The following is a 22,003-nucleotide window of genomic DNA, read 5'->3' as shown; positions in this document are numbered from 1 at the left end:
GGAAAGAAAAAATAACCAATGCTGCTGGATCTGAACGCGCTTTCTGTGTTTTTGCTGATTGCCGAAGAGAAGAATTTTCGCGCCGTTGCCGATCGCATGGGGGTCACGCGCTCTGCCGTTAGCCAGACTTTGAACCGCCTTGAAGAGCGTTTGGGCATTGCGCTTGTGCTACGCACGACCCGCAGCGTGAATCTGACGGAAGCGGGCGAGCGGCTTTATGAAGAGGTCGCACCAGCACTTGCCGAAATGCGGGCGGCGGTGGAGCGGGCGGCGGATCTGAGTGAGCGCCCGCGTGGTCAACTGCGGCTTGCTGTTTCCTCCATTGCCAACCGGTTTCTCTCCGGCCCATTGCTGGCAGGGTTTTTGGAAAAATATCCGGAGATTCAGCTTGATGTGACTGTCACGGATGAGGAATTCGATATTGTCACTGAGGGCTATGATGCCGGCGTGCGGCTTGGCGAAGTGATTTCGCAGGACATGATTGCGCTGCGGGTGTCTGGGGATCAGCGGCAGCTGGCCGTGTGCGCGCCCCACTATCTTGAGCGGTTTGCTGTGCCTTCGCATCCTCGTGAACTGGCGGATCATCGGTGTATCGGCTGGCGTCCGTCGCCGAGGATGGCACCTTATCGTTGGGAGTTTGCTGAAAATGGGCAGGAGTTCAGCGTTGATGTTGCCCCCAATATCACCAGTAATGACATGGCCTTGATGATTAACCTGGCGGTGGCCGGAGCCGGTATCACTTTTGGGATGGAGGAAAGTTTCCGTACCTTGATCGAGCAAAACCAGCTTGTGCCGCTGTTGGAGGATTATTCCCCGCGCTTTCAAGGTTTTTATCTCTACTATCCCAGTCGCCGCAACATGGCCCCCAAACTGGCCGCACTGGTTGATCATCTGCGCCGCAAGCCATGAGCAACGTGGATTTGCCGCCGCCGGAGCAGCCGGACAGGATGACGACACGGTTCATGGGGAATTCTTTTGGCTTGGGATGGTGGCCCTTGGTGCAAGATATCCCCTCTGCCCTATCATCCGATCTCCTCCCTTGAGGTGAGGTGAGGAAGGGTCGGCGCAGCCAAACAATCGATCCAGTGGATCGATTGTACTGACGAACGCCCGGAGCCATGCGAAGGGCCAAGTCCGGCAGGACACAGGGGGTAAACGCCACGCACAACGCCACCGATTTCCCCCGCTCAAAATCGCACCAACCCCTCTTTTCCTTCTCACTCGTTATGCGCTAAGACAAGGGTGAGATCGGTTGTAACGAGCCGGTCTTGGGGCGTCGTAACCCCGGTTAAAAACGGTCAGTGTCGATCGTTAAAATGACACCCCTCAGCCATAGGTTTGTGGCTGAGGTGGTGAACTGTGTCTATACGGTTCGCTCTCTACCATTCTCTATGGTCGGGGAGGCCTCGGCGTATGTCCAGAGCTTCGGCTTAAAGGTCGAGGCGGTCGTTTTTTTACCGGCTTACGAACTCCCCGATCACCAGAGACAGTTCTCTGGTGATCGCTCGTTTTCAAGCGTGGGAGGAATGGACAATGGCGGATTACAATTTCTGGGCTGATCTTTTCGATACGTGGCAATCGACATCCGATTGGGTGAAAGCTCTTGTTATCGTCGTGCCACCGGTTTTCGTGGCGACCGTGCTGGCGCTGGTGCTGCGCTACAGGCAGAAGACGGGGGAAGACGGTCCAGTCCCCTCCGGGGACCATCTTTCGCCACCGCAGCACTTCCGACTGAGACCGGAGGATATGCCGGAGCCGGGCGACGAGATGGACCATATGCTGCTCGACGCCGCCACCAATCTTCAACATCGGCTGGAGGACGCCCGCCGGTTGCTCAATCCGCAAGAGAGTTCCGTGGCCGACGGGGCAGACCTGGGCAGAAGCGAGGTGCGCCAACAGATTACCCAGATCATCCTTGAGGAATATCACCGTGGGTCCGATCCGGGGGTTGCCCTTCGGCGCGGGCGAGAGTTCCTCGCCAGCCAGCGAAACGCCCACAGCACCAATCCGGATGCGTAAGAATAAGCCCAGTCGGGCAAAAATATCCTGACCATCACCCAAAACCGGTTTTACCTTTCGGTTGGGTGCTGAAGCATTGCCAAGACAAACTCCACACGCTCCACAACACTCACTGTTGGCAACACAATCACCTCATATCCAAGCGCCGGATAGGCTTCGAGCAAGCGCTGATATTCTTCCTCTGCTGCGGTCAGATCATGCTGACGCTCGGCATCCTTACTGTAAATTTCCGGCCATGGCGGGGTGAGAAAAACGCGAGCGTGGTAGCGGTGCTGTTGCTTGAGCGCGTTCAATTGTGTCTCATCGCCGGTCGCAGCTTTCAGCGCGGTGGCGGCGTCGATCAGGCTGCGGTCGAAGAACACCCAGCCGGGTAGAGATGCCGCTCGTTCCCGGTCTTCCTGCGCCATGGCAATGGCGCGGTGGGCGAAGGCGGCCATGTCGATCCAGGGCAGGGCTTTGCCATCTCCGGCCTGTTCCTCCGCCACAATGCGTCGGCCGGGTTCTTCCATGGTGGCATAGCCTTTTGCAGCCAAGGCTGAGAGCAACGTGGATTTGCCGCCGCCGGAGCAGCCGGAGAGGATGACGAAACGGTTCATGGCGAGGCTCTTTTGCAAGAAGTGGCACAGGTCGTTCAGGGCCAAGTCTGTTTGATATGTGCGTTCAATTGGCCCAGGTCGGATATTCTTGTTACCGCCGTAGGAGAGGGTTTTGGGATATCTCGACTGTAGTGGAATACTCGCATCTGTGCGGCGATTGCCGCTTCTATCCCAACATCACTATCCTCAACGACGCCGCATTGATGTGGCGAGAAGCCCATTGCTTTTGCTGCATGGAGGAAAAGGCCGGGCTCTGGCTTCCATGTCCCTATATCGTAGGAACTGAAGATATTTTTTCCAAAATACTGCGCAAGTCCTGTAATTTCTAGGGCCTGTCTTATTTTTGCAGGTGGTCCACTCGAGGCTATACACTTTGCGTAGTTTGCCTGCTCGAGCATGGATATAGCGCCGGGTATCGGCTTTAAATCGGACTCGAAAAGTTCAGATACACGCTGGCGGTAGTGTTTTTCAAAATCGCTTGGAAGCCTAGCTCCAATTCGCTTTTCGATATCAATGAATATGCTTGCAAGTTTCTTGCCGCGATATCTTTCCACCAATATCTCCACTGGATCTCGAAGCGCTGGCAGAAGGTCAACAAAGGCCTGATTACAGAGGGTTTCACTGTCAACAAGTGTGCCGTCCAAATCAAATATGATGCAAATATCGGTCAAAGTTCATAGTCCGATCTGATTAAGTGCCTCACTCCACCCTCAACACAGCCGCCGCCTTCACCGCCGCTGACGCCCGGTTTTCCACGCCTAGCTTCACATAGATCTGTTCCAGATGCTTGTTCACCGTGCGCGCGGCGAGGCCGAGGATTTCGCCGATGTCGCGGTTGGGTTTGCCGCGGGCGATCCAGAGAAGGACTTCGGATTCGCGCTGGGTGAGGCCGAAGGCCTGGCGCAGGCGTTCGTCTTCGCGGTGCGGGTTGGTCGCGCTGAGGCGAAACAGATATTCGTCGGCGGCCATGGCGCCGAGATAGGCGATTTGCAGGGCAGGGTGGTTTTCGAGTGGCAAGGTCAGGGCGGCGTCGCGGGATGCGCCTGCGGGTTGGCTATTGGGGGCGGTCGCGGGATTGGCGGTGGAAATCGTGGCTGTGCGGGCCTGCATCCACTCGCCAATCGCCTTGATCACCGTGTCCAGCCCGTCCTCGCGGCCGGTGGCGGTGGTGATCAGGCGGCTGGCTTGCGGCGTGGACCACAGCAGGCTGCCATCAGCGCGCAAGGCCAGCAGGTGGCGACCTGCGGCGTCCAGCGCGACACGGGCGCTTTGGGCGGACCGGGCATTGGCGAGATGCACGCGGATGCGGGCGCGCAGCTCATCGATATTGATCGGTTTGGTTAGGTAATCGACGCCGCCGACGTCAAGCGCATGCACCACATGTTCGGTTTCGCTGAGGCCGGTCATGAAGATGACAGGCACCTGCGCCACCGCCGGATTGGCCTTGATCTGTCGGCAGGTCTCGAACCCATCCATGCCGGGCATCACAGCATCCAGCAGGATCAGGTCGGGGCTGATCCTCTCGACAATGCCCAGCGCCCCTTGGCCTGACGTGGCGATTAGCACGGAAAAGCCTGACTGTTCCAGCGCATCGGTTAAAAAGCCCAGCGCTTCCGGGCTGTCATCCACCAGGAGGATGATATCGCGGGGGGAGGTTGGTTCAGCCACGGCGGATTCTTTCCTTAAGGCGAGCGGAACGAACGGGGCGTCGGCACGCTTCTTCTCCCCATCGGGGAGAAGATCCCGGCAGGGAGATGAGGGGGGCGAAGCCAGGCCACGGAGTGAGGCGTTGCGTAAAACAAGCCTTTACACCAAGTCGCCCCCCTCTGGCCTGCCGGCCATCTCCCCCTCGGGTGGGGAGATCGGCTGGGGGATGCCTCGGCGCAAGACCGGCAATGGATTGGCGGTTGGGCGATGGCCTCTGCACGCTCATGCCTTGCCCTCCTGATAGCGATCAAGACAGGCAATCAGCCCGGCCATGTCGAAAGCCTGTACGAAGGGGCGGAGTTCCTCGGTGAAGGGCAGCATATCCGGTGTCTTGGCCAGTTCCTGCAATTTGTTTTCCAAGCCCCTGATATAGCCGATTTCGGCCAGCTTGCGCAGGTCCTCGCGGTGGGCAAGGCCGGGGTCGCGCGGCGTACCAGCGGGCAAGGCGGAGGCGGGCGGGGGCATGTCTTCGGCATAGAGCCAGCGTAGTTTCAGGTGGCGGGCCAGCTTGTCACGCAGCATTTTCACGTCGACGGGCTTGGGGATGGCGTCGTTATGGCCACCGGAGCCTGGTTCGCGCACCGCGCCGTCGCCGATATTGGCCGACAGCATCAGGATCGGCGCGCTCTGCCCAGCATCGCGCAGCCGCTCGACCAATTGCCAGCCATTCATACCCGGCATGGAAATATCGACCAGGAAAAGATCGGGTTTGACACCTTCGATCAGCGCCAGACAATCCGGCCCACCAGTGGCAGTCAGCACGATGAAATCCAGGGGCGCCAGCGCCTCGCGCATCAACTCTCGGTGGTCCTCATTGTCATCGACCACGACGATGGTGCGGCGCGGGCCGTCATAGGAGAGGATCTTGCGTTCCGCCTTGGGCGCGGTGCTGGGCCGGTCGACGGAAGACAGCATCAGCCGCACCCGGAAGGTCGTGCCTTTATCCTTCTCGCTCTCCACGGCAATTTCGCCGCCCAGCGTATTGGTGAGCAGCTTGGTGATGGTTAGCCCCAGCCCCAGCCCCGGCATGGGGCGGATATTGTCGGCCTCGCCGCGCTGGAAGGGTTCGTAGATCCGGCTCAGGTCTTTCTGCGCAATGCCGCGCCCGGTATCGGTCACCGTGAAGCTGGCGACCTGGCTGCGATAGGCGATGTCGAAACTGACCGTACCCGCATCGGTGAATTTGATGGCGTTGGACAATAGATTGACGAGAATCTGGCGCAGCCTTTTCTCGTCGGCGCGCACATATTGCGGCAGGTTCTTGGCGCGGGTGTGGGTAAAGGTCAGGCCCTTGGCCTCGGCCTGCGGGCGCAGCATATCAAGGATCTGATCGAGGAAATCATGGATGTTCAGCTCGGCGGAAAACACCTGTAAGCGTCCAGCCTCGATCTTGGAAATATCCAGCAGCCCATCGATCAGCCCGGAAAGATGGTCGGCAGACCGGCGGATCACCTTGATTGCCGATTGGCGTGGCGCGGGAATGGTCTCATCCTGCTCCAGCAACTGCGCATAGCCCATCACGGCGTTGAGCGGGGTGCGCAATTCATGGCTGAGGCCAACCACGTAGCGGCTCTTGGCGCGGTTGGCGGCCTCGGCCGTTTCCTTGGCGGTCTGAAGCGCGGCGTCGGTTTTGCGGTGGGCGGCGATTTCCTTCAACAACAGGCTGTTCTGGCGATAGGATTCCTCTTCTGCCACCAGTCGGCTGTCATGGGCCAGCACGTAGAACCACGTGGCGATGCCGGCAATCACCGAAAACACGAAGAACACGATCAGGATCGTCGCATTGACCACCACTTCGGTTTCTGGCGAGGCGGCGGAGACCTGATGGGCAATCAGCGCCAAGATCGCCCCGACCAGCGAAATCGCCCCGACACTGGTCATCGCATAGCGACCAAGCCGGGTCGTCAGCTTCTCGATCACCGTGCTGGGCAGCACAGTGCGGGCGACGGTGCCGACCTGGGTGTTTAGCCGCGCCTTCGGCTTGCACATGTCATGACAGCGGCTATCCAGCGAGCAGCACAGCGAACAGATCGGCGCGGCATAGGCCGGGCACCAGGCCATATCTTCTGGCTCGAACGGATGTTCGCAGATCGAACAGGTGATATGGCCAAGGTTTTTCCAGGCATGGCGCGGCTTGCGGGCCAGATAGAATTTGCCCTTGGTTCCCCAGGCGATCAGCGGCGAAATCAGGAAAGCGGCCAGCGTCACGAAGGTGGAGAGCGAGGCCATCAACGGCCCGAACAGGCCGAAATGGGCGGTGAGCGCCAGACCTGCCGAAATCAACAGCGTGCCGCAGCCGACCGGGTTGATGTCATAGAGATGGGCGCGCTTGAACTCGATGCCCGGTGGTGCAAGGCCCAACCGCTTATTGATGAACAGATCGGCGGAAATGGTGCAGAGCCAGGCCATGGCAATGATCGAGAAGATCCCGAGGGTGGCTTCCAACAGCCGGTAGATGCCAAGCTCCATCAACAGCAGCGCGATGCCGACATTGAACACCAGCCAGACCACTCGGCCTGGATGGCTATGGGTGAGGCGGGAGAAGAAATTCGACCAGGCGAGCGAGCCTGCATAGGCGTTCATCACATTAATCTTCAGCTGCGACACCACCACGAAGGCGACCATTAGCAGCATGGCCAGCGTCTCATTGGGCAGGATATAGCCGAAGGCGGCCAGATACATATGGGCGGGATCGGCGGCCTCGCTCAGACTGACACCGGTCGAGAGTGTCAGCACGGCGAGGAAGGAACCGGCCAGCAGCTTTGGCACGCCCAGCACCACCCAACCTGCACCGGCCAGAAATACCATGAAACGATGGTGCAGCTTGCGCCCGCCCTCCGGCGGCAGGAAGCGCAGAAAATCCACCTGCTCACCAATCTGTGGCATCAATGCCAGGATGACGGCGGAGGCGGCGCCAAAATCGGCGAGCCGAAAGGGTGCGATACTTTGCGTTCCGGCATTGGATTGGTGAATGCCGGCAAAGGCCCGCCAGAGATCGAATTTCTCCCAGTCCTGAAAGGCGATGAACACGAAGGGCGCGATATTCAGCACGATCCAGATCGGCTGGGTCAGAAGCTGGAATTTCGAAATTAGCTGAATGCCGTAGGTGACCAGCGGAATGACGACAACAGCCGAAATAATATAGCCGATCGAGGGGGGAATGCCGAAGGCCAGCGCCAAGGCCCCGGTCATGATCGAGGCTTCGATGGCAAACAGCATGAAGGTGAAGCTGGCATAGATCAGCGAGGTCAGCGTCGAGCCGATATAGCCGAAGCCAGCGCCTCTTGTCAGAAGATCGATATCGACGCCTTCGCGGATCGCATAACGGCTGATTGGCAGGCCAACCAGCAGCATCAGGACGGCGGCGACCAGAATGGCGAAAAACGCATTGGTGGTGCCGTAGGACAGCGTGATCGTGCCGCCGATCGCTTCCAATGCCAGAAAGGAAATCGCCCCGATCGCGGTTTGGGAAATCCGGCTGGAGGAAAATCGGCGCGCACTTTTGGCGGTAAAGCGCAGCGCATAATCTTCCAACGTCTGGTCGGCCACCCAGCGGTTATATTGGCGTCGGACGGGAATGATGCGTTGGCGTGCGGCCATGCCGGAAATCGGGTGCTTTCTGATGGGAAACAGGATGGATGGATACTGTCACGGCAAGCCGGGGGTTTTGCAAGGGTGCTTGGCGATGTTCGCGCCGCTTCCTGCTGTTTTTCCATTGCGCTGGACACTGGAATTGTCACAGTGATTTCACCCGATCCGGGGTGACAGGGCTTTGGCGGCTGGACGAAATCCGGTTTGCCTCTATTTTTCCATTTTTCAGGCGTTTGGGTTTTTCAACGCCTGCGCCGGTGTAATCGGCGCCGCTGTACGGAATTGTTGCATCAGAAAGTGAACCGATGGATATGCCAGCCTCTCAGACTTCGACCGGTGCGGACAATGAACAAGCCTTCGGCACATCGGGCATTCAGCCGATGGATCGGCCAAGCCGCATTACCCGGTTTTTCATGGGCATCGTCGCCTGGGCGGAAAAGCTGAATTATAAATATGCCAAGCTTGGCAATCCGCCGGTCTATGACAATGCCACTTTCCCCTGGGTGGCAGAGGTGGAAAAGGCCTATCCGGCCATTCGCGCCGAGCTGGACCAGATCCTGCTGCGCCAGAGCGAGCTGCCAAGCTTTCAGGATATTTCCACCGATGTGAAGACGATTTCCACGGACAATCGCTGGAAGACCTTCTTCCTGCTTGGTTTCGGGGTGAAGTCCGAGGCCAATATCAAGGCCTGCCCGGAAACCTGGAAGGCCATGCAGTCCATTCCCGGCCTGACCACTGTCATGTTCTCGATTTTTGAACCCGGCAAGCATCTGCCCGCCCATCGCGGCCCCTATAACGGCGTGCTGCGCCTGCATCTGGGGATGATCGTGCCGGAGCCGCGCGACCAGATTGCCATTCGCGTCAAGGATCAGATCTGCCACTGGGAAGAGGGCAAAGTGCTGATCTTCGACGATGCCTACGAGCACGAAGCCTGGAACCATACGGATAAAACCCGCGTCGTGCTGTTCGTCGATTTCGCCAAACCGCTGAAATTCCCGGCTCGTCTGGTCAATTGGGCGCTGATGAACATGGCGATCTTCACGCCCTTCATCCGCGAAGGGCTCGACAACCACAATGAGTGGGAAAAGAAGTTCTACGCCGAAGCGGAAAAGCTGCGCAACAGCACAACAGGCTGATAAGCGTCGTTTCGATACGCACCATATTTCGGTGTATCAGCGAAAGCCTGTCGGGTTCTGGTCAACCAGACAGGCCATCGTTTATCTGTGTTTTTAGCCCGTGGTGGCATCCGGCTGGCGCAACAGGCTCATCACCGCATCGGCCAGCGCCTCGCCGTCATAGGGCTTGTTGATGATCGTGACGTCGCCGAAGGCTTCCGGAATGATCGACCGCTCGGCATAGCCGGTGGCAAATAGAAAGGGAATGCCCCGCTGGTGCAGCTCCTGGGCCACCGGCACCGAGGTATGATTGCCAAGGTTGATGTCGAGCACGGCCACGGCAGGGGCTGTGACCTTGATTTGCGCCAGGGCTTCCGGCACGGAGCCTGCTGTCATGACCGTGGTGAAACCGGCATCGCCCAGCATCATTTCGGCATCCATCGCAATCAGCATCTGGTCTTCAACCAGCAGGATCGGCAGGGTTTTGTCGATATTGGCCATGGATCTGGTCTCTGTCTCGGAGGGCGGGGCATGTGTGGTTTCCGGCTCGTGTCCGAAACCGGACAGGAAACGGGCAGGAAGCAAAAGATACGCATTCAGGCCGTGTGGATTATAATTCACGGTGCTCTTACCACCGAGATCATAGGGAATGCTACGGTCTATCAAGGCGGAGCCAAAGCCCCGGCGTGTCGGCGCGGTCACCGTTGGCCCGCCGCTTTCCGTCCAGAGAATTTCACAATCTCCCTCCCCCGTCCAGCGCCAAGTCAAGTCAAGCGTGCCACCGACGCGCGAAAGTGCTCCGTATTTCGCCGCATTGGTGGCGAGCTCGTGGATAACCAGGGCCGTTACGGCATAGGCGCGGCTATCGAGCACGACCATCGGGCCACCAAGCGAGAGTGTGGTGCCCTCGGTGCGGTAAGGACCAAGCTCGGCCTGTAGCAACTCGCTCAGATTGCCGCTGCCGCTGCCGCGGATCACCTGGTCATGGGCATGGGACAGGGCGTGGACGCGGCCCTTCAGCGAGGTGACATAATCCCTCAACTGATGTTCGGGCCGGGTCGGAACACCGATCAGCGACTTGATCACCGCCAGGATATTCTTGACCCGGTGGTTCAATTCTTCATTCAGCACGCGCTGACGGATGTCGGCCTTGTTGCGCTCTTCCTGCATCAACTCATTGTGCCGGAGCACCACCTTGACGGTGACGGCGCGAATGGCTTCCGCAATTTCCCTGTCGTTTTCGCTCCAATGGTCCGATTGCTTTGTGACGGCTTCCTTCCAGATGGCGAAGCTCTTGCGTGGCGTCAGCCGGTCGCCCAGCGGTCCGATCTCATAGGATTTATCGGGATTGCCCGCCCAATTGAGCGTTTGCAACCTTTCCTTGCGGAAAAACACCAGGTAATCGCGGGGTATTTCCGAGAGCGGCACGACCATGACGCCGGAGACTGTCTTATAATAACTTTCAGCTCTGGGTAGAAATTGGGACAAGGCATGGCTGGCCCAGGTCTGTCCGTCTGCAACGCTGCTGACGAAGCGTATCAGCGGTTCGATTTCGGTAGGCGGCGGACAGGTGCCAAGCGCCGTCCAGGTCCCGTTCATCCAAAGGCCAGCGCCATCGCAGGGCACGAGGCTGCTGAATTCCGGCAGGCATTCGCCAAACAGCGCCTCAAGATTTTCGTGGTGGGAAGCAAGGTGCAGGAAGCGGTCCAGCGATTGGCGTGTGCCCGTGGCCAGGTCAAGCTTATGTTTCTGTTTAAGGGCAAGCAATGTCAGGGAGAAAAACTCGCCGAACAATTCAGCGGCGACCCGTTGCGCCATCGACAGGGTCTTTTCGCGGTAATGATGACAGGCGATCAGGCCCCAAAGCTCGCCATTCAACAGGATCGAGATCGACATGGACGCGCCGACCCCCATATTGCGCAGATATTCCAGATGAATAGGCGAAACACTGCGCAAATGCGCAAAGGACAGGTCGAGCGGCTCACCGGATGCATCCAGTTCCGGCTCGATCGCCACCTTGTGGCCGCTTGCACCGGAAATCACCCGGATGGAATTTTGCACGTAGAGCTTGCGGGCCTGCTGGGGAATGTCGGATGCCGGGAAATATTGGCCAAGGAAGCTTTCCAGCTCCATCGACTTGGCCTCGCTTACCACCTTGCCGGAGCCGTCATTGTCGAAGCGGTAGATCATCACCCTGTCATAGCCGAGCACCGCCCGCACCAGCCGTGCGGAGGTGCGGATCAGCTTGTCTATGTCGTCGACATCCTTGATCCGCCCGATCATTTCACGCGCCAGCTGCAAGGGGTCGCGCCCGTCATGGGCCGGTTCGAACTCGATGATGACAGTGGCGCGCTGGCGATGCACGCTGACGTCGAAAAGCTGTTCTTTTCCAAAGCCATGAGTGGGGCGAAGACGCAAATTGGGAATGAGCGCTGGCCGCGAGGCCGAAGGCGCCGTCGCCAGCGCGTTGCGCAGGTCGTGGGTGGCAGCATCGCCCAGAAGTGTGTGGACCTCCAGGCCGTTCAGCGGCCCCTCCAGCCCCAACATGTCAGCGACATTGGCGGAATGGCGCAAAACCTTGGCCATTTCCGCATCGCAGGCCAGCAGACAGCCATGCGGCTGGATACTGCCTGGAATATGGATGGGCTCGCGGTCGCAATTGGTGAGATCAACGGTCTGCGTGGGAGGCATGCATGGGGCTTTCGAAGGCAGCGTAGGCATAAGCAAAGGTTGCATTGGCAAAGGCCACGAGCTTCCCTTCATCGAGATCCCGCAGTTCCTCCATAAGATGTAAAAACGTAGGCCAGCTCGAAAAGTTCCCGGCCTGGGCAAAAAGATGCGCCCCGCCATGGGTGGGGCCGTACCCAAGCAGGGCGGCTCGTTTTGCCAGAAGCTTTGCGCCAAGCGCCGAGCCTTCCAGCACATAGAACAGGCCAAGCCAGTCTTCAGCCTCTTCCGGCTGGGGAACCGTTGCCTGCCAGCGGTCGTCTTCCAACTCAAGTGTTTGCAGGTCGGCGCGCAGCCCGTTGCCGATCATGACAGGCTTCCAGGTGCCCGGCCAGTTGACAAAGGGTGCCCGTGGGGCCTGTTGGACAATCATCTCTTCTAATGGCAGCCGAAAACGGGCCATTCCGAGCAAATAGGCGCGGTAGGCGGCAGGAGAGGAAAAGTCGCCGATCACTGCATCGAGTTCGGCATGAGCATCGGCGGTCGCTTCCTTCAGAAGCCGTCGCCGGGGTGAAAAAGGCATGGATGACTTTCGAAACAGATTTCCGCCGCTCTATTCTACATCTGCTATATGAGCGGTTTATGAGAATGCTCTCCATGAGAGCCTTATCAGGTAATAAGGTTCGAATTCAGCGGAAATCAAGCACAATAAACCTATGACCGCAGTTTAAGACAATAAATCCCCTATTTTTGTGGGGAGCAACGTTGCCTTACCCGGCACCTACGTCAATTGACGTATACGATTTTGCAGCGCAGCAGCCGATAGTCCCCTCACTCCAGAATTCAAAAAGAGGGGAACCTGAAATGAACTTCAAGTCCAAACTGGCGAGCGCACTTGTCGGCGCCATGCTGTCCACCACCGCCTTCCACGGTGCGTTTGCCGCTGATGATACGATCAAGGTCGGCATTCTGCACTCACTCTCCGGCACGATGGCGATTTCGGAAACGACGTTGAAGGACGCCATGCTGATGCTCATCGACGAGCAGAACAAGAAGGGCGGCGTTCTCGGCAAGAAGCTTGAGCCTGTCGTGGTCGATCCGGCCTCCAACTGGCCGCTGTTTGCCGAAAAGGCCCGCGAACTGATTTCCAAGGACAAGGTTTCGGCTGTCTTCGGTTGCTGGACCTCGGTGTCGCGCAAGTCGGTTCTGCCCGTGTTCAAGGAGCTGGATTCGGTGCTGTTCTACCCCGTGCAGTTCGAGGGTGAGGAAAGCGAGCGCAACGTCTTCTACACCGGTGCCGCTCCCAACCAGCAGGCCATTCCCGCCGTCGATTACCTGATGGAGAACGAAGGCGTGCAGCGCTGGGTGCTTGAGGGCACCGACTATGTCTATCCGCGCACGACCAACAAGATTCTCGAAGCCTATCTTCTGTCCAAGGGCGTGAAGAAGGAAGACATCCTGGTCAACTACACGCCGTTCGGCTTCTCCGACTGGCAGACCGAAGTCGCCGCCATCAAGAAATTCGGCTCGGCTGGCAAGAAGGCCGCTGTTATCTCCACCGTCAATGGCGATGCCAACGTGCCGTTCTACAAGGAACTCGGCAACCAGGGCGTCAAGGCTGAAGACATTCCGGTCATGGCCTTCTCGGTTGGCGAAGAAGAACTGGCCGGTATCGACACCAAGCCGCTGGTTGGCCATCTCGCCGCCTGGAACTACTTCGAATCCGTCGATACGCCCATCAATGCCGAATTCATCAAGACCTGGCATGCCTTTACCAAGAACGACAAGCGTGTGACCAACGACCCGATGGAAGCCGCCTATATCGGCTTCAACATGTGGGTGAAGGCCGTCGAAAAGGCAGGCTCTGCCGAACCCGACAAGGTCATCGACGCGCTGGTCGGCGTTTCCGTGCCGAACCTCACCGGCGGCTATGCCACGATGATGCCGAGCCATTACATCACCAAGCCGGTGCTGATTGGCGAAGTCCAGGAAAATGGCCAGTTCGACATCGTCTCCCAGACACCGGAAGTGGTGGGCGACGAATGGTCGGATTTCCTCCCCGACAGCAAGGACCTGATCGCCGATTGGCGCCTGCCGATGAACTGCGGCAATTTCAACGTCAAGTCCGGCAAGTGCGGCGGCAAGGGCTCGTAAAACTTCCCAGCCTGAAACTTGCTGCGGGTGCGTGACGCATCCGCAGCTTTTTCTCCCTTGTCGGGAGCAATCGCAAGAGGGGCCGGTATGATACGATCCTGTTTGAACCATCTGTCGCATGTGCTGGCTGCCGGGCTGTTGCTGATGGTGGCCTTGACCCTTTCGGCGCGCGCCGAGGAAGACCCCGCTAGCCTGATCAAGGCGCTGGGCACGGCCAATTTCACCGATGCCGAAAAGATCGTCGGCGATCTCGGACGCACTGGCGATCTCAAAGTGGTTCCGGCCCTGGAAGCCCTGAGCGGTGGCGATCTCTATCTGCGCAAGGCCGATGGCAATGTGTTCATCGCCAAGCCCGCGGGTAGCCAACTGACGTTGGTCGATCCCTTGAGCGGTGCCGAGGTTGGCAAGGAAGCCAAGGGCGGACTGGTCAAGATCAAGATCAACAATGGGTTGCGCCGTGCCATCCGCGCTGCGCAAGGCGGGCTGACCCTGCTCAGCCCAGATCGCACGGTGCGGCTTGCCGCTGCCGATGCGCTGTTGAAGGCACCCTCGGAAGACAATCTCGAATTGCTCGACACCGCCCTTGCCAAGGAGCAGGATGGCGCGGTGAAAACGCTGCTGGCCCAGGCCCGTGCTGTCTCGGTCATCACCTCCAACCATTCGCTGGAGGAAAAACGTGCCGCCATTGCGCTTATTCGCGCGGTGGGCGGCCAGGATGCGATTTCCATTCTCGGTAATGCTGCTGCGACCGTCGATCCGGCCCTGAAGGGTGATATCGATGCGGCCATCGCCAAGATCCAGAGCGATGTGGCGCTGTGGAATACCGCGCAGAACATCACCTATGGCATCTCGCTCGGCTCGGTGCTGCTGCTGGCCGCCATTGGCCTTGCCATCACCTTCGGCGTCATGGGCATTATCAACATGGCGCATGGCGAAATGGTCATGCTCGGCGCCTATTCCACCTTCATCGTCCAGCAGGCAATCCGGGCGAACGCGCCTGAGCTGTTTGACTGGTCGCTGGCAATTGCCCTGCCGGTCGCCTTTGCCGTCACTGGCATCTTCGGGTTGGTGATCGAGCGCTGCGTCATCCGCTTTCTCTATGGTCGTCCGCTGGAAACGCTGCTGGCCACCTGGGGCATTTCGCTGATGTTGCAGCAGTTGGTGCGCACACTGTTTGGCCCGACCAATCAGGAGGTTGCCAATCCGTCGTGGATGTCCGGCTCGTTTGGGCTTGGCGGCTTGACCATTACCTGGAACCGGCTGTGGATTCTGGTGTTTTCGCTCTCGGTGTTCTTCGCGCTGCTGATGCTGTTGAAGCGCTCCGCCTTTGGCTTGCAGATGCGCGCCGTCACCCAAAACCGGCGCATGGCGTCTTCGATGGGCATTCGCACGCCGTGGGTGGATGCCTTCACGTTTGCTTTGGGGTCGGGCATTGCCGGGATGGCGGGCGTGGCGCTGTCCCAGATCGACAATGTCTCGCCCAATCTCGGCCAGACCTATATTATCGACAGTTTCATGGTCGTGGTGTTCGGCGGGGTCGGTAATCTCTGGGGCACGCTGGTCGGGGCGTTTTCGCTCGGGATCGTTAACAAGTTCCTTGAGCCCTATGCCGGTGCGGTGCTGGGCAAGATCCTGGTTCTGGTTCTCATCATCCTGTTCATCCAGAAGCGGCCGCGCGGTCTCTTCGCACTCAAGGGAAGGGCGGTGGAAGCATGATCACGGCATTTCTTCTGCGCTCGCTGGACGCCAAGATCCTCGTCGCCATCGCTATACTCATCGCGCTTGCCATTCTGGTGCCGATCCTCAGCCTTGCCACGTCGCCTGAAAGCGCGTTGCATATGCCGACCTATCTGGTGGCGCTGTTCGGCAAATACCTGACCTATGCCATGCTGGCCTTGGCGCTCGATCTGGTCTGGGGCTTTTGCGGCATTCTTTCGCTTGGCCACGGGGCGTTCTTCGCGCTCGGCGGCTATGCGATGGGCATGTATCTGATGCGCCAGATCGGCCCACGCGGCACCTATGGCGATCCTATCCTGCCGGACTTCATGGTGTTCTTGAACTGGAAGGAACTGCCCTGGTTCTGGCACGGCTTCGACATGTTCTGGTTTGCAGCCCTGATGGTGCTGGTGGCGCCCGGTCTGCTGGCCTTCGTATTCGGCTGGTTTGCGTTTCGCTCGCGGGTCAACGGCGTCTACCTGTCGATCATCACCCAGGCGATGACCTATGCGCTGCTGCTGGCCTTCTTCCGCAACGATATGGGTTTTGGCGGCAATAATGGCCTGACTGATTTCAAGGATATTCTCGGCTTCAACATCCAGGCCGATGGCACCCGTGCCGCGCTGTTTTCGCTCTCGGCGCTGTTTCTGGCGGGCTCACTGCTGCTGGTCTCGGCCATCGTACGCTCCAAATACGGCAAGGTGCTGGTCGGTATCCGCGATGCCGAAAGCCGCACCCGCTTTCTCGGCTACCGCGTGGAAAACATGAAGCTGTTTGCCTTTGTCGTCTCAGCAATGATGGCGGGTGTGGCGGGCGCGCTCTACGTGCCGCAAGTCGGCATCATCAATCCCGGCGAGTTTTCACCGGCCAATTCCATCGAGGTGGTGATTTGGACCGCCGTCGGCGGGCGCGCCACGCTGATCGGCCCGATCATTGGCGCGGTGCTGGTCAATGGCGGCAAGACGGTGTTTACCGGCCTGTTTCCCAATGCCTGGCTGTTTGCGCTGGGCGGGCTGTTCGTGGCTGTCACGCTGTTTCTGCCCAAGGGCATTGTTGGCACTGTTACCCAAAGCCTTCTCCGGCGCAGGCAGGACAAGGCAGTGACGGAGGCCGAGGCATTGAACCGCAAACCTCAGGCGGCGGAGTGAGACCATGGCTGATAAAACCACCAATTCGCTTCTTTATCTCAACGGGGTCAGCGTCTCCTTCGACGGGTTCCGGGCCTTGAACTCCCTGTCCTTCGTGGTCGAGCCGGGGGAACTGCGCGCCATTATCGGCCCGAATGGTGCTGGCAAGACGACGATGATGGATATCATCACCGGCAAGACACGGCCTGACAGCGGTGAGGTGTTTTTCGACGGCGGCAAGGTGGATCTTACCAAGCGCGACGAGGCCGAAATCGCCCAGCTCGGCATTGGCCGCAAATTCCAGAAGCCGACGGTGTTTGAAAGCCATACGGTCTGGGACAATCTGGAACTGGCGCTGAACAAGCCGCGCGGCGTGTTTTCAACGCTGTTTTACCGGCTGACACTCACGGACCGCGAGCGGATCGGTTCCATTCTCGAAACCGTGCGGCTCACCGCCCGCAAAAATGACCTCGCCGCCAACCTGTCCCACGGCCAGAAGCAATGGCTGGAAATCGGCATGCTGCTGGCGCAGGAGCCGAAACTGCTGCTGGTCGATGAGCCGGTGGCGGGCATGACCGATGCCGAAACGGCGGAAACCGCCATCCTGCTGCGCGAAATTTCCAAGACTCGTTCGGTCGTGGTGGTGGAGCACGATATGGGCTTCATCCGTGATCTCGGCGTCAAGGTGACATGCCTTGCCGAAGGCTCGGTGCTGGCCGAAGGCTCGATCGATTTCGTCTCGAATGATCCGCGGGTGATCGAGAATTATCTGGGGCGGTGAGAACGGTACCCTTGGAATGCGCAGTACCCCCCTCTGCCTTGCCAGGCATCTCCCCCTCAAGGGGGGAGATCAACGATGGAGCGGACGGGTTCCTCCTATCTCCCCCCTTGAGGGGGAGATGTCACGAAGTGACAGAGGGGGGTGAACGGCTTGCTCCCAATTTTTCAGAAGGTGCATCGATGCTGACTGTTGAAAATCTCAATCTTCACTATGGTGCCGCCCAGGCGCTGCGCGGCGTGAACATTACTGCACCGATGGGCAAGATCACCTGTGTGCTGGGTCGAAACGGGGTGGGCAAAAGCTCGCTTTTGCGCGCCGTGACCGGCCAGCATCCGGTGTCCGGCGGCACGATTGCGTTTGAAGGCACGGTGCTGAACGGCATGGCGCCGTTCAACCGGGCGCGGCACGGTGTCGGCTATGTGCCGCAGGGGCGTGAGATCTTTCCGCTTCTGTCGGTCAAGGAAAATCTGGAAACCGGGTTTGCGCCGCTAAAGCGCAAGGACCGGACGATTCCGGACGATATTTTCGCGCTGTTTCCGATTTTGCAAACCATGCTGTCGCGGCGCGGCGGTGATCTGTCCGGTGGCCAGCAGCAGCAATTGGCGATAGGCCGGGCTATGGTGACGCGCCCGAAAATCCTGGTGCTGGACGAGCCGACCGAGGGCATCCAGCCGTCGATTATCAAGGATATCGGCCGGGCGATCCGCTATTTGCGGGATTCAACCGGCATGGCAATCCTGCTGGTTGAGCAATATCTCGATTTCTGCCGGGAGCTGGCCGACCATGTCTACATCATGGATCGCGGTGAAATTGTCCATGAAGGGGGGGCTGAAACCCTGGATACGGTTGAGGCGCGCCGTCACCTTACGGTATAATGTCGCATTCAGGCATGGGATTCGATGTTCGGATCTGGAGTGTAAGCTTTTGTTTTTGCTGTAAAATACCCATGTGTATTCATAGTATATTCACGCTTTGTGTTTGACGCATGTCAGCCTTGATCATTTGTTATCAGGTTTCAGTTGAAGCCTGCGGAACATGTGGTATTTTCCGCCGAGTGCTAATAACAAGGCGACCTCATGACATTCGATGAACTGACTGGCCTGCGGCGGCCGGGTTTTTTCGCGCGCACATCTGCCCAGACTTTGTTGTGCCTGTTCACACTCGGCGTTTCCATGGTGGTGCCGGGTGGCCTTGCCTATGCGGCGGGCGGCTGCGGCGTGACCGTGCGGGCCGGTTTGCAGGATCTGTCATTCACGTCAGGTGGCATTGAGCGCACGGCGGTGGCCTACATTCCCCAAGGCTATACCGGCAAGGCCAAGGTGCCTGTGGTGTTTGATCTGCACGGGTCCAACAGCTTTCCCCGCGATCAGCTGGGTCGTAGCCAATGGTCCGACGTGGCGCGTGAAAACGGCTTCATCGTCATTGCTCCGCAGGGCGGGCTGAATGGCAAGGCGGAAGGCACCCATGCCTGGAACGTGCCGGGCGTAACCCCCGTGCCTGGCGTGACCGTACCGAATGCCACAGTTTCGAATGGCACCGTAACCAACGCAAGCCTGACAAGCTCGACCGCGCCCAATACGGCTGATTCGCCCAATACGGCTGCCTCGCAAAATGCATCTGTTTCGCCAGGCGCATCTGTTTCTACAGTAACCGAAGCCAAAGGGCCGGATGATGCCGCTTATCTCAGCGACACCGTGGCGCTGGTCAAGGCCAAGTTCTGCGTCGATCCCGACCGGATCTACGCGTCCGGCTATTCGGGTGGCGGGCGGATGCTGTCGCAATATATCTGCAACGGCAATACCGATTTTTCCGCTGCCGGTTTCGTCATGAGCCTGCGGGCTGGCACGCCGCGCCAGGGCGTTGGCCCCGATCAGGGAAAATGGTTGCCCGATCCGCAAAGCTGCCGTCCGGGCCGTCCGGTGTCGATCATCGCGTTCTGGGGACTGAAGGACAATACCAATCCCTATGCAGGCGGCGGAAGACCCTATTGGCAATATGGCGGCGAAGCGGCACTTAACCGCTGGGCCGAGCTGGATGGCTGTCAGGGCGAACGCAAGATCGTCAAGGGGACGAAAATTTCCTCGGCGGAATTCGAACGCTGCAAGGGCGGCGCCCGCATCCTGTCCTATACGATTGCCGACCAGACCCATGATTGGCCCGCTCAGACCATCGGGTTCTCGCTGGCTGCCGCTAACTCCAAGGCAAAGGTATCTGATGGCAAGAACCAGGAAGATATGTATGCGGCCAAGCGGATGTGGGCCTTCTTCGACAGCGGCGATGGCCGCCTGATCGCCGACAATATCGCCAAAAACGCCTGTGCAGATGGCGCAAAACCGGCTGCTGGCGCAACGGCCTCTGCAAACCCTGCTTGCTCGGTGACGATGAAGGCCAAGGTCAAGCCGCAGGCGGTGGAAAGCCCGATGTCGGCGGACGCGCTGTAGAGGTTGCCGGGTTCGGATTGAACCAGGCAGTAAACAATGCTTCGCTTGTGTTTTTGACGCATCTCCAGACACCGAACCGCGACATGGTTTGACAGGAAATGCTCTTAAGTATCAGCAAGCGATTGTCCTAATATTATGGATGGGGTGCTGCGCTTTGGTGCGCGGCACCTCTTTTTTGTTTTGCATCGTATTGGTCTTTTGCTACCGTGGCCCCGCTGCGGAGGACTATATGCAAAATATTGAAAATCAATGCGAAAAGCCTGTTCTGCCAAGAGTTGGCACTCTGTCCGGTGTGGCGATTGCGGCAGTCGTTTCCCTTCTGGCGCTTTCGACCGGCTCCGCATCGGCAGCCGGTTGCGGTCAGCCCAGGGATGTGGGCCGTTATGATATGACGCTGACCTCTGGCGGGCATGAGCGGGTGTTTTCCTATTTCATTCCCTCCAGCTATAGCGGCCAGGACAAGGTGCCGGTCGTGTTTGATTTTCACGGGTCCGACAGCAATGCCAATGAGCAACTGGACCGTAGCGAATGGGAGCGGGTGGCCGAGCGCGAAGGCTTTATCGCTGTCGCGCCGCAAGGGTCGATGCCCACCAAGCGAGCGGGCTATTTCGCCTGGAACGTGCCGGGCGTCGCCAAAGGCGAGGCCGATGAAGAGGCCTATATCCGCGATGTGATCAAGGCGGTCGAAGACAATTTCTGCGTCGATCCGGCGTCTTTCTATGCCACCGGCTATTCCGGCGGCGGGCGGATGGTGTCGCAATATCTTTGCGATGGACATACCGATTTTGCCGCTGCCGGTCTGGTGGTCGGCCTGCGGGCCGGAACGCCAAAGCGTGAGGGCGAGACATGGGTGCCTGACGCTGCGACCTGTAAACCGGCAAAACCGATGTCGCTGATCGCCTTTGCTGGGCTGGACGATAAGATCAACCCGATTGCCGGGCCGGGTCTGCCCTATTGGGGCTACGGCGCCGATGCCGCGCTGCATCGTTGGGCGGAGCTGGATGGGTGCAAATCTCCCACCGTCAAAACCGAGGGCCGGGTCGAGACCACCGATTATGCCCAATGTGCGGACGGCGTGCGCATCGCTTCCTACCGTTTGGCGGGGGCGGGCCATACATGGCCGGGCAGCACCGCATCGCTGAAGATCCAGAAGGTGATCGGCAAGGTTTCCTTTGACCTGAATGCCACTGATATGATGTGGGATTTCTTCTCGAAATCGAAGCGTTGAAGGCATGACCATACAGCCCGCCATACTGATCAAGCCGCAAAGAGCGAATGGTCGCGGACGGCTGGACACCAAGCTGTTTCAAGGGCGCAGCCGGTTGGAAACCTTCTTCCAGGAGGGCTGCGCCAAGATCCGTATTCCCGAAAGTTTCGATGGCCGGATGGAGGCTGTGCTGATCAATTCCTCCGGCGGGCTGACCGGCGGCGACCAGCTCGATTGGGAGTTTACTGCCGGAGAGGGTACCCATCTGACGCTGACCACACAGGCCTGTGAGAAAATCTACAAGGCTGCCGCCGATACGGCGTCGATCCGCAGCCGCATCACGGTCGGCGAGGGGGCGGCGGTCCATTGGCTGCCGCAGGAATCCATTCTGTTCGATCAGGCATCCCTGACCCGCAGGCTGGAGGTCGATCTGCATGAGACAGCGGAGTTTCTCAGTGTCGAGGCCATTCTGCTGGGCCGCAAGGCGATGGGCGAAGCAATGCGTCAGGGCCTGGTGCGCGACCGCTGGCGCATCCGCCGCTCAGGGCGGCTCATTCATGCCGAAGATCTGGCACTATCAGGCGATATTGCCGATCTCACCGCTGAAAAAGCGGTGCTGGGCGGCAGGGTTGCCTTTGCCACATTGCTGTATACGGGACGCCATGCGGAGGCGCATATGGCAGCTCTTCGCCGGTTGACGGACCGCCCGTCTGATCTCGGCGATATCGGCATAAGCCTGTGGAATGACAAGCTGGTTGCCCGTTTTATCAGCAGCGATGGATTTTCCCTCAGAAAATTATTGGTTCCGGTGATTTCGGCCTTGCGCGACGGCGCGTCTGTGCCGAAAGTCTGGACCTTGTAACCGGCATCATTTTCGGAGCA

Annotated in this window: 17 protein-coding genes; 11 read left to right on the top strand and 6 right to left on the bottom strand. The window is 59.0% G+C overall.

Annotation, left to right across the window (positions count from 1 at the left end; all coding sequences use genetic code 11):
* Positions 1–18 precede the first annotated feature (18 nt).
* Positions 19–909, top strand: a complete 891-nt coding sequence (locus tag FS819_RS11615; RefSeq protein WP_156546888.1) for a LysR family transcriptional regulator — start codon at positions 19–21, stop codon at positions 907–909.
* Between the two features lie 624 nt (positions 910–1,533).
* Positions 1,534–2,019: a protein kinase gene (locus FS819_RS11610; RefSeq protein ID WP_156546887.1), complete on the top strand. Its 486-nt coding sequence runs from the start codon at positions 1,534–1,536 to the stop codon at positions 2,017–2,019.
* Between the two features lie 50 nt (positions 2,020–2,069).
* On the opposite strand, the gene FS819_RS11605 is transcribed toward FS819_RS11610, so the two are convergent.
* From FS819_RS11605 to FS819_RS11590, 4 genes are all read right to left on the bottom strand, one after another.
* Positions 2,070–2,615 (bottom strand): AAA family ATPase, encoded by a 546-nt coding sequence (locus FS819_RS11605; protein ID WP_156546885.1) that lies wholly within the window; start codon positions 2,613–2,615, stop codon positions 2,070–2,072.
* 35 nt (positions 2,616–2,650) lie between these two features.
* On the bottom strand, positions 2,651–3,286 hold the full coding sequence (locus FS819_RS11600; protein ID WP_156546884.1) for an HAD-IA family hydrolase: 636 nt from the start codon (positions 3,284–3,286) through the stop codon (positions 2,651–2,653).
* A gap of 28 nt (positions 3,287–3,314) precedes the next feature.
* On the bottom strand, positions 3,315–4,283 hold the full coding sequence (locus tag FS819_RS11595; RefSeq protein ID WP_234624521.1) for a response regulator: 969 nt from the start codon (positions 4,281–4,283) through the stop codon (positions 3,315–3,317).
* Between the two features lie 261 nt (positions 4,284–4,544).
* Complete coding sequence (locus FS819_RS11590) at positions 4,545–7,922, bottom strand: hybrid sensor histidine kinase/response regulator (protein WP_156546882.1); 3,378 nt, start codon at positions 7,920–7,922, stop codon at positions 4,545–4,547.
* A 296-nt stretch (positions 7,923–8,218) separates the two neighbouring features.
* Here FS819_RS11590 and olsC point away from each other — a divergent pair, with 296 nt between their 5' ends.
* Positions 8,219–9,049: an ornithine lipid ester-linked acyl 2-hydroxylase OlsC gene (gene olsC, locus FS819_RS11585; RefSeq protein ID WP_156546880.1), complete on the top strand. Its 831-nt coding sequence runs from the start codon at positions 8,219–8,221 to the stop codon at positions 9,047–9,049.
* 93 nt (positions 9,050–9,142) lie between these two features.
* On the opposite strand, the gene FS819_RS11580 is transcribed toward olsC, so the two are convergent.
* Together FS819_RS11580 and FS819_RS11575 are read right to left on the bottom strand one after the other, a co-directional pair.
* The gene (locus tag FS819_RS11580) at positions 9,143–11,719 is read right to left on the bottom strand and encodes an HWE histidine kinase domain-containing protein (protein WP_156546878.1); all 2,577 of its coding nucleotides are present in this window, start codon (positions 11,717–11,719) and stop codon (positions 9,143–9,145) included.
* Complete coding sequence (locus tag FS819_RS11575; RefSeq protein WP_156546876.1) at positions 11,697–12,278, bottom strand: biliverdin-producing heme oxygenase; 582 nt, start codon at positions 12,276–12,278, stop codon at positions 11,697–11,699. Before FS819_RS11575 ends, FS819_RS11580 begins: the two co-directional genes overlap by 23 nt.
* Before the next feature lie 281 nt (positions 12,279–12,559).
* Between FS819_RS11575 and urtA the strand changes: the two genes are divergently transcribed.
* The 8 genes from urtA to FS819_RS11535 all read left to right on the top strand — a co-directional run bounded on the left by urtA (position 12,560) and on the right by FS819_RS11535 (position 21,983).
* Positions 12,560–13,849, top strand: coding sequence for an urea ABC transporter substrate-binding protein (gene urtA / locus FS819_RS11570; RefSeq protein WP_156546875.1), 1,290 nt, complete (start codon positions 12,560–12,562; stop codon positions 13,847–13,849).
* Positions 13,850–13,936: 87 nt separating this feature from the next.
* Positions 13,937–15,565 (top strand): urea ABC transporter permease subunit UrtB, encoded by a 1,629-nt coding sequence (gene urtB, locus FS819_RS11565; RefSeq protein ID WP_156546873.1) that lies wholly within the window; start codon positions 13,937–13,939, stop codon positions 15,563–15,565.
* Positions 15,562–16,713, top strand: a complete 1,152-nt coding sequence (gene urtC / locus FS819_RS11560; protein WP_156546871.1) for an urea ABC transporter permease subunit UrtC — start codon at positions 15,562–15,564, stop codon at positions 16,711–16,713. Before urtB ends, urtC begins: the two co-directional genes overlap by 4 nt.
* Positions 16,714–16,717: 4 nt before the next feature.
* Positions 16,718–17,473: an urea ABC transporter ATP-binding protein UrtD gene (gene urtD, locus FS819_RS11555; protein ID WP_156546869.1), complete on the top strand. Its 756-nt coding sequence runs from the start codon at positions 16,718–16,720 to the stop codon at positions 17,471–17,473.
* A 179-nt stretch (positions 17,474–17,652) separates the two neighbouring features.
* Positions 17,653–18,348 carry an urea ABC transporter ATP-binding subunit UrtE gene (gene urtE / locus FS819_RS11550; RefSeq protein WP_015916914.1) on the top strand — a complete coding sequence of 232 codons (696 nt, stop codon included), beginning with the start codon at positions 17,653–17,655 and terminating at the stop codon, positions 18,346–18,348.
* A 201-nt stretch (positions 18,349–18,549) separates the two neighbouring features.
* A complete protein-coding gene (locus FS819_RS11545) occupies positions 18,550–19,914 on the top strand; it encodes a CE1 family esterase (protein WP_156546867.1) in 1,365 nt (454 codons plus the stop codon).
* A gap of 229 nt (positions 19,915–20,143) precedes the next feature.
* Complete coding sequence (locus tag FS819_RS11540; protein ID WP_197433993.1) at positions 20,144–21,142, top strand: CE1 family esterase; 999 nt, start codon at positions 20,144–20,146, stop codon at positions 21,140–21,142.
* A gap of 4 nt (positions 21,143–21,146) precedes the next feature.
* Positions 21,147–21,983 carry an urease accessory protein UreD gene (locus FS819_RS11535; RefSeq protein WP_156546863.1) on the top strand — a complete coding sequence of 279 codons (837 nt, stop codon included), beginning with the start codon at positions 21,147–21,149 and terminating at the stop codon, positions 21,981–21,983.
* Positions 21,984–22,003 lie beyond the last annotated feature (20 nt).

This window comes from Allorhizobium sp. Av2, from assembly GCF_021462805.2.
GTDB classification, from domain to species: domain Bacteria; phylum Pseudomonadota; class Alphaproteobacteria; order Rhizobiales; family Rhizobiaceae; genus Allorhizobium; species Allorhizobium vitis_G.
The sequence above is the reverse complement of the archived record's forward strand: the minus strand, read 5'-3'. Positions and strand labels throughout refer to the sequence as shown.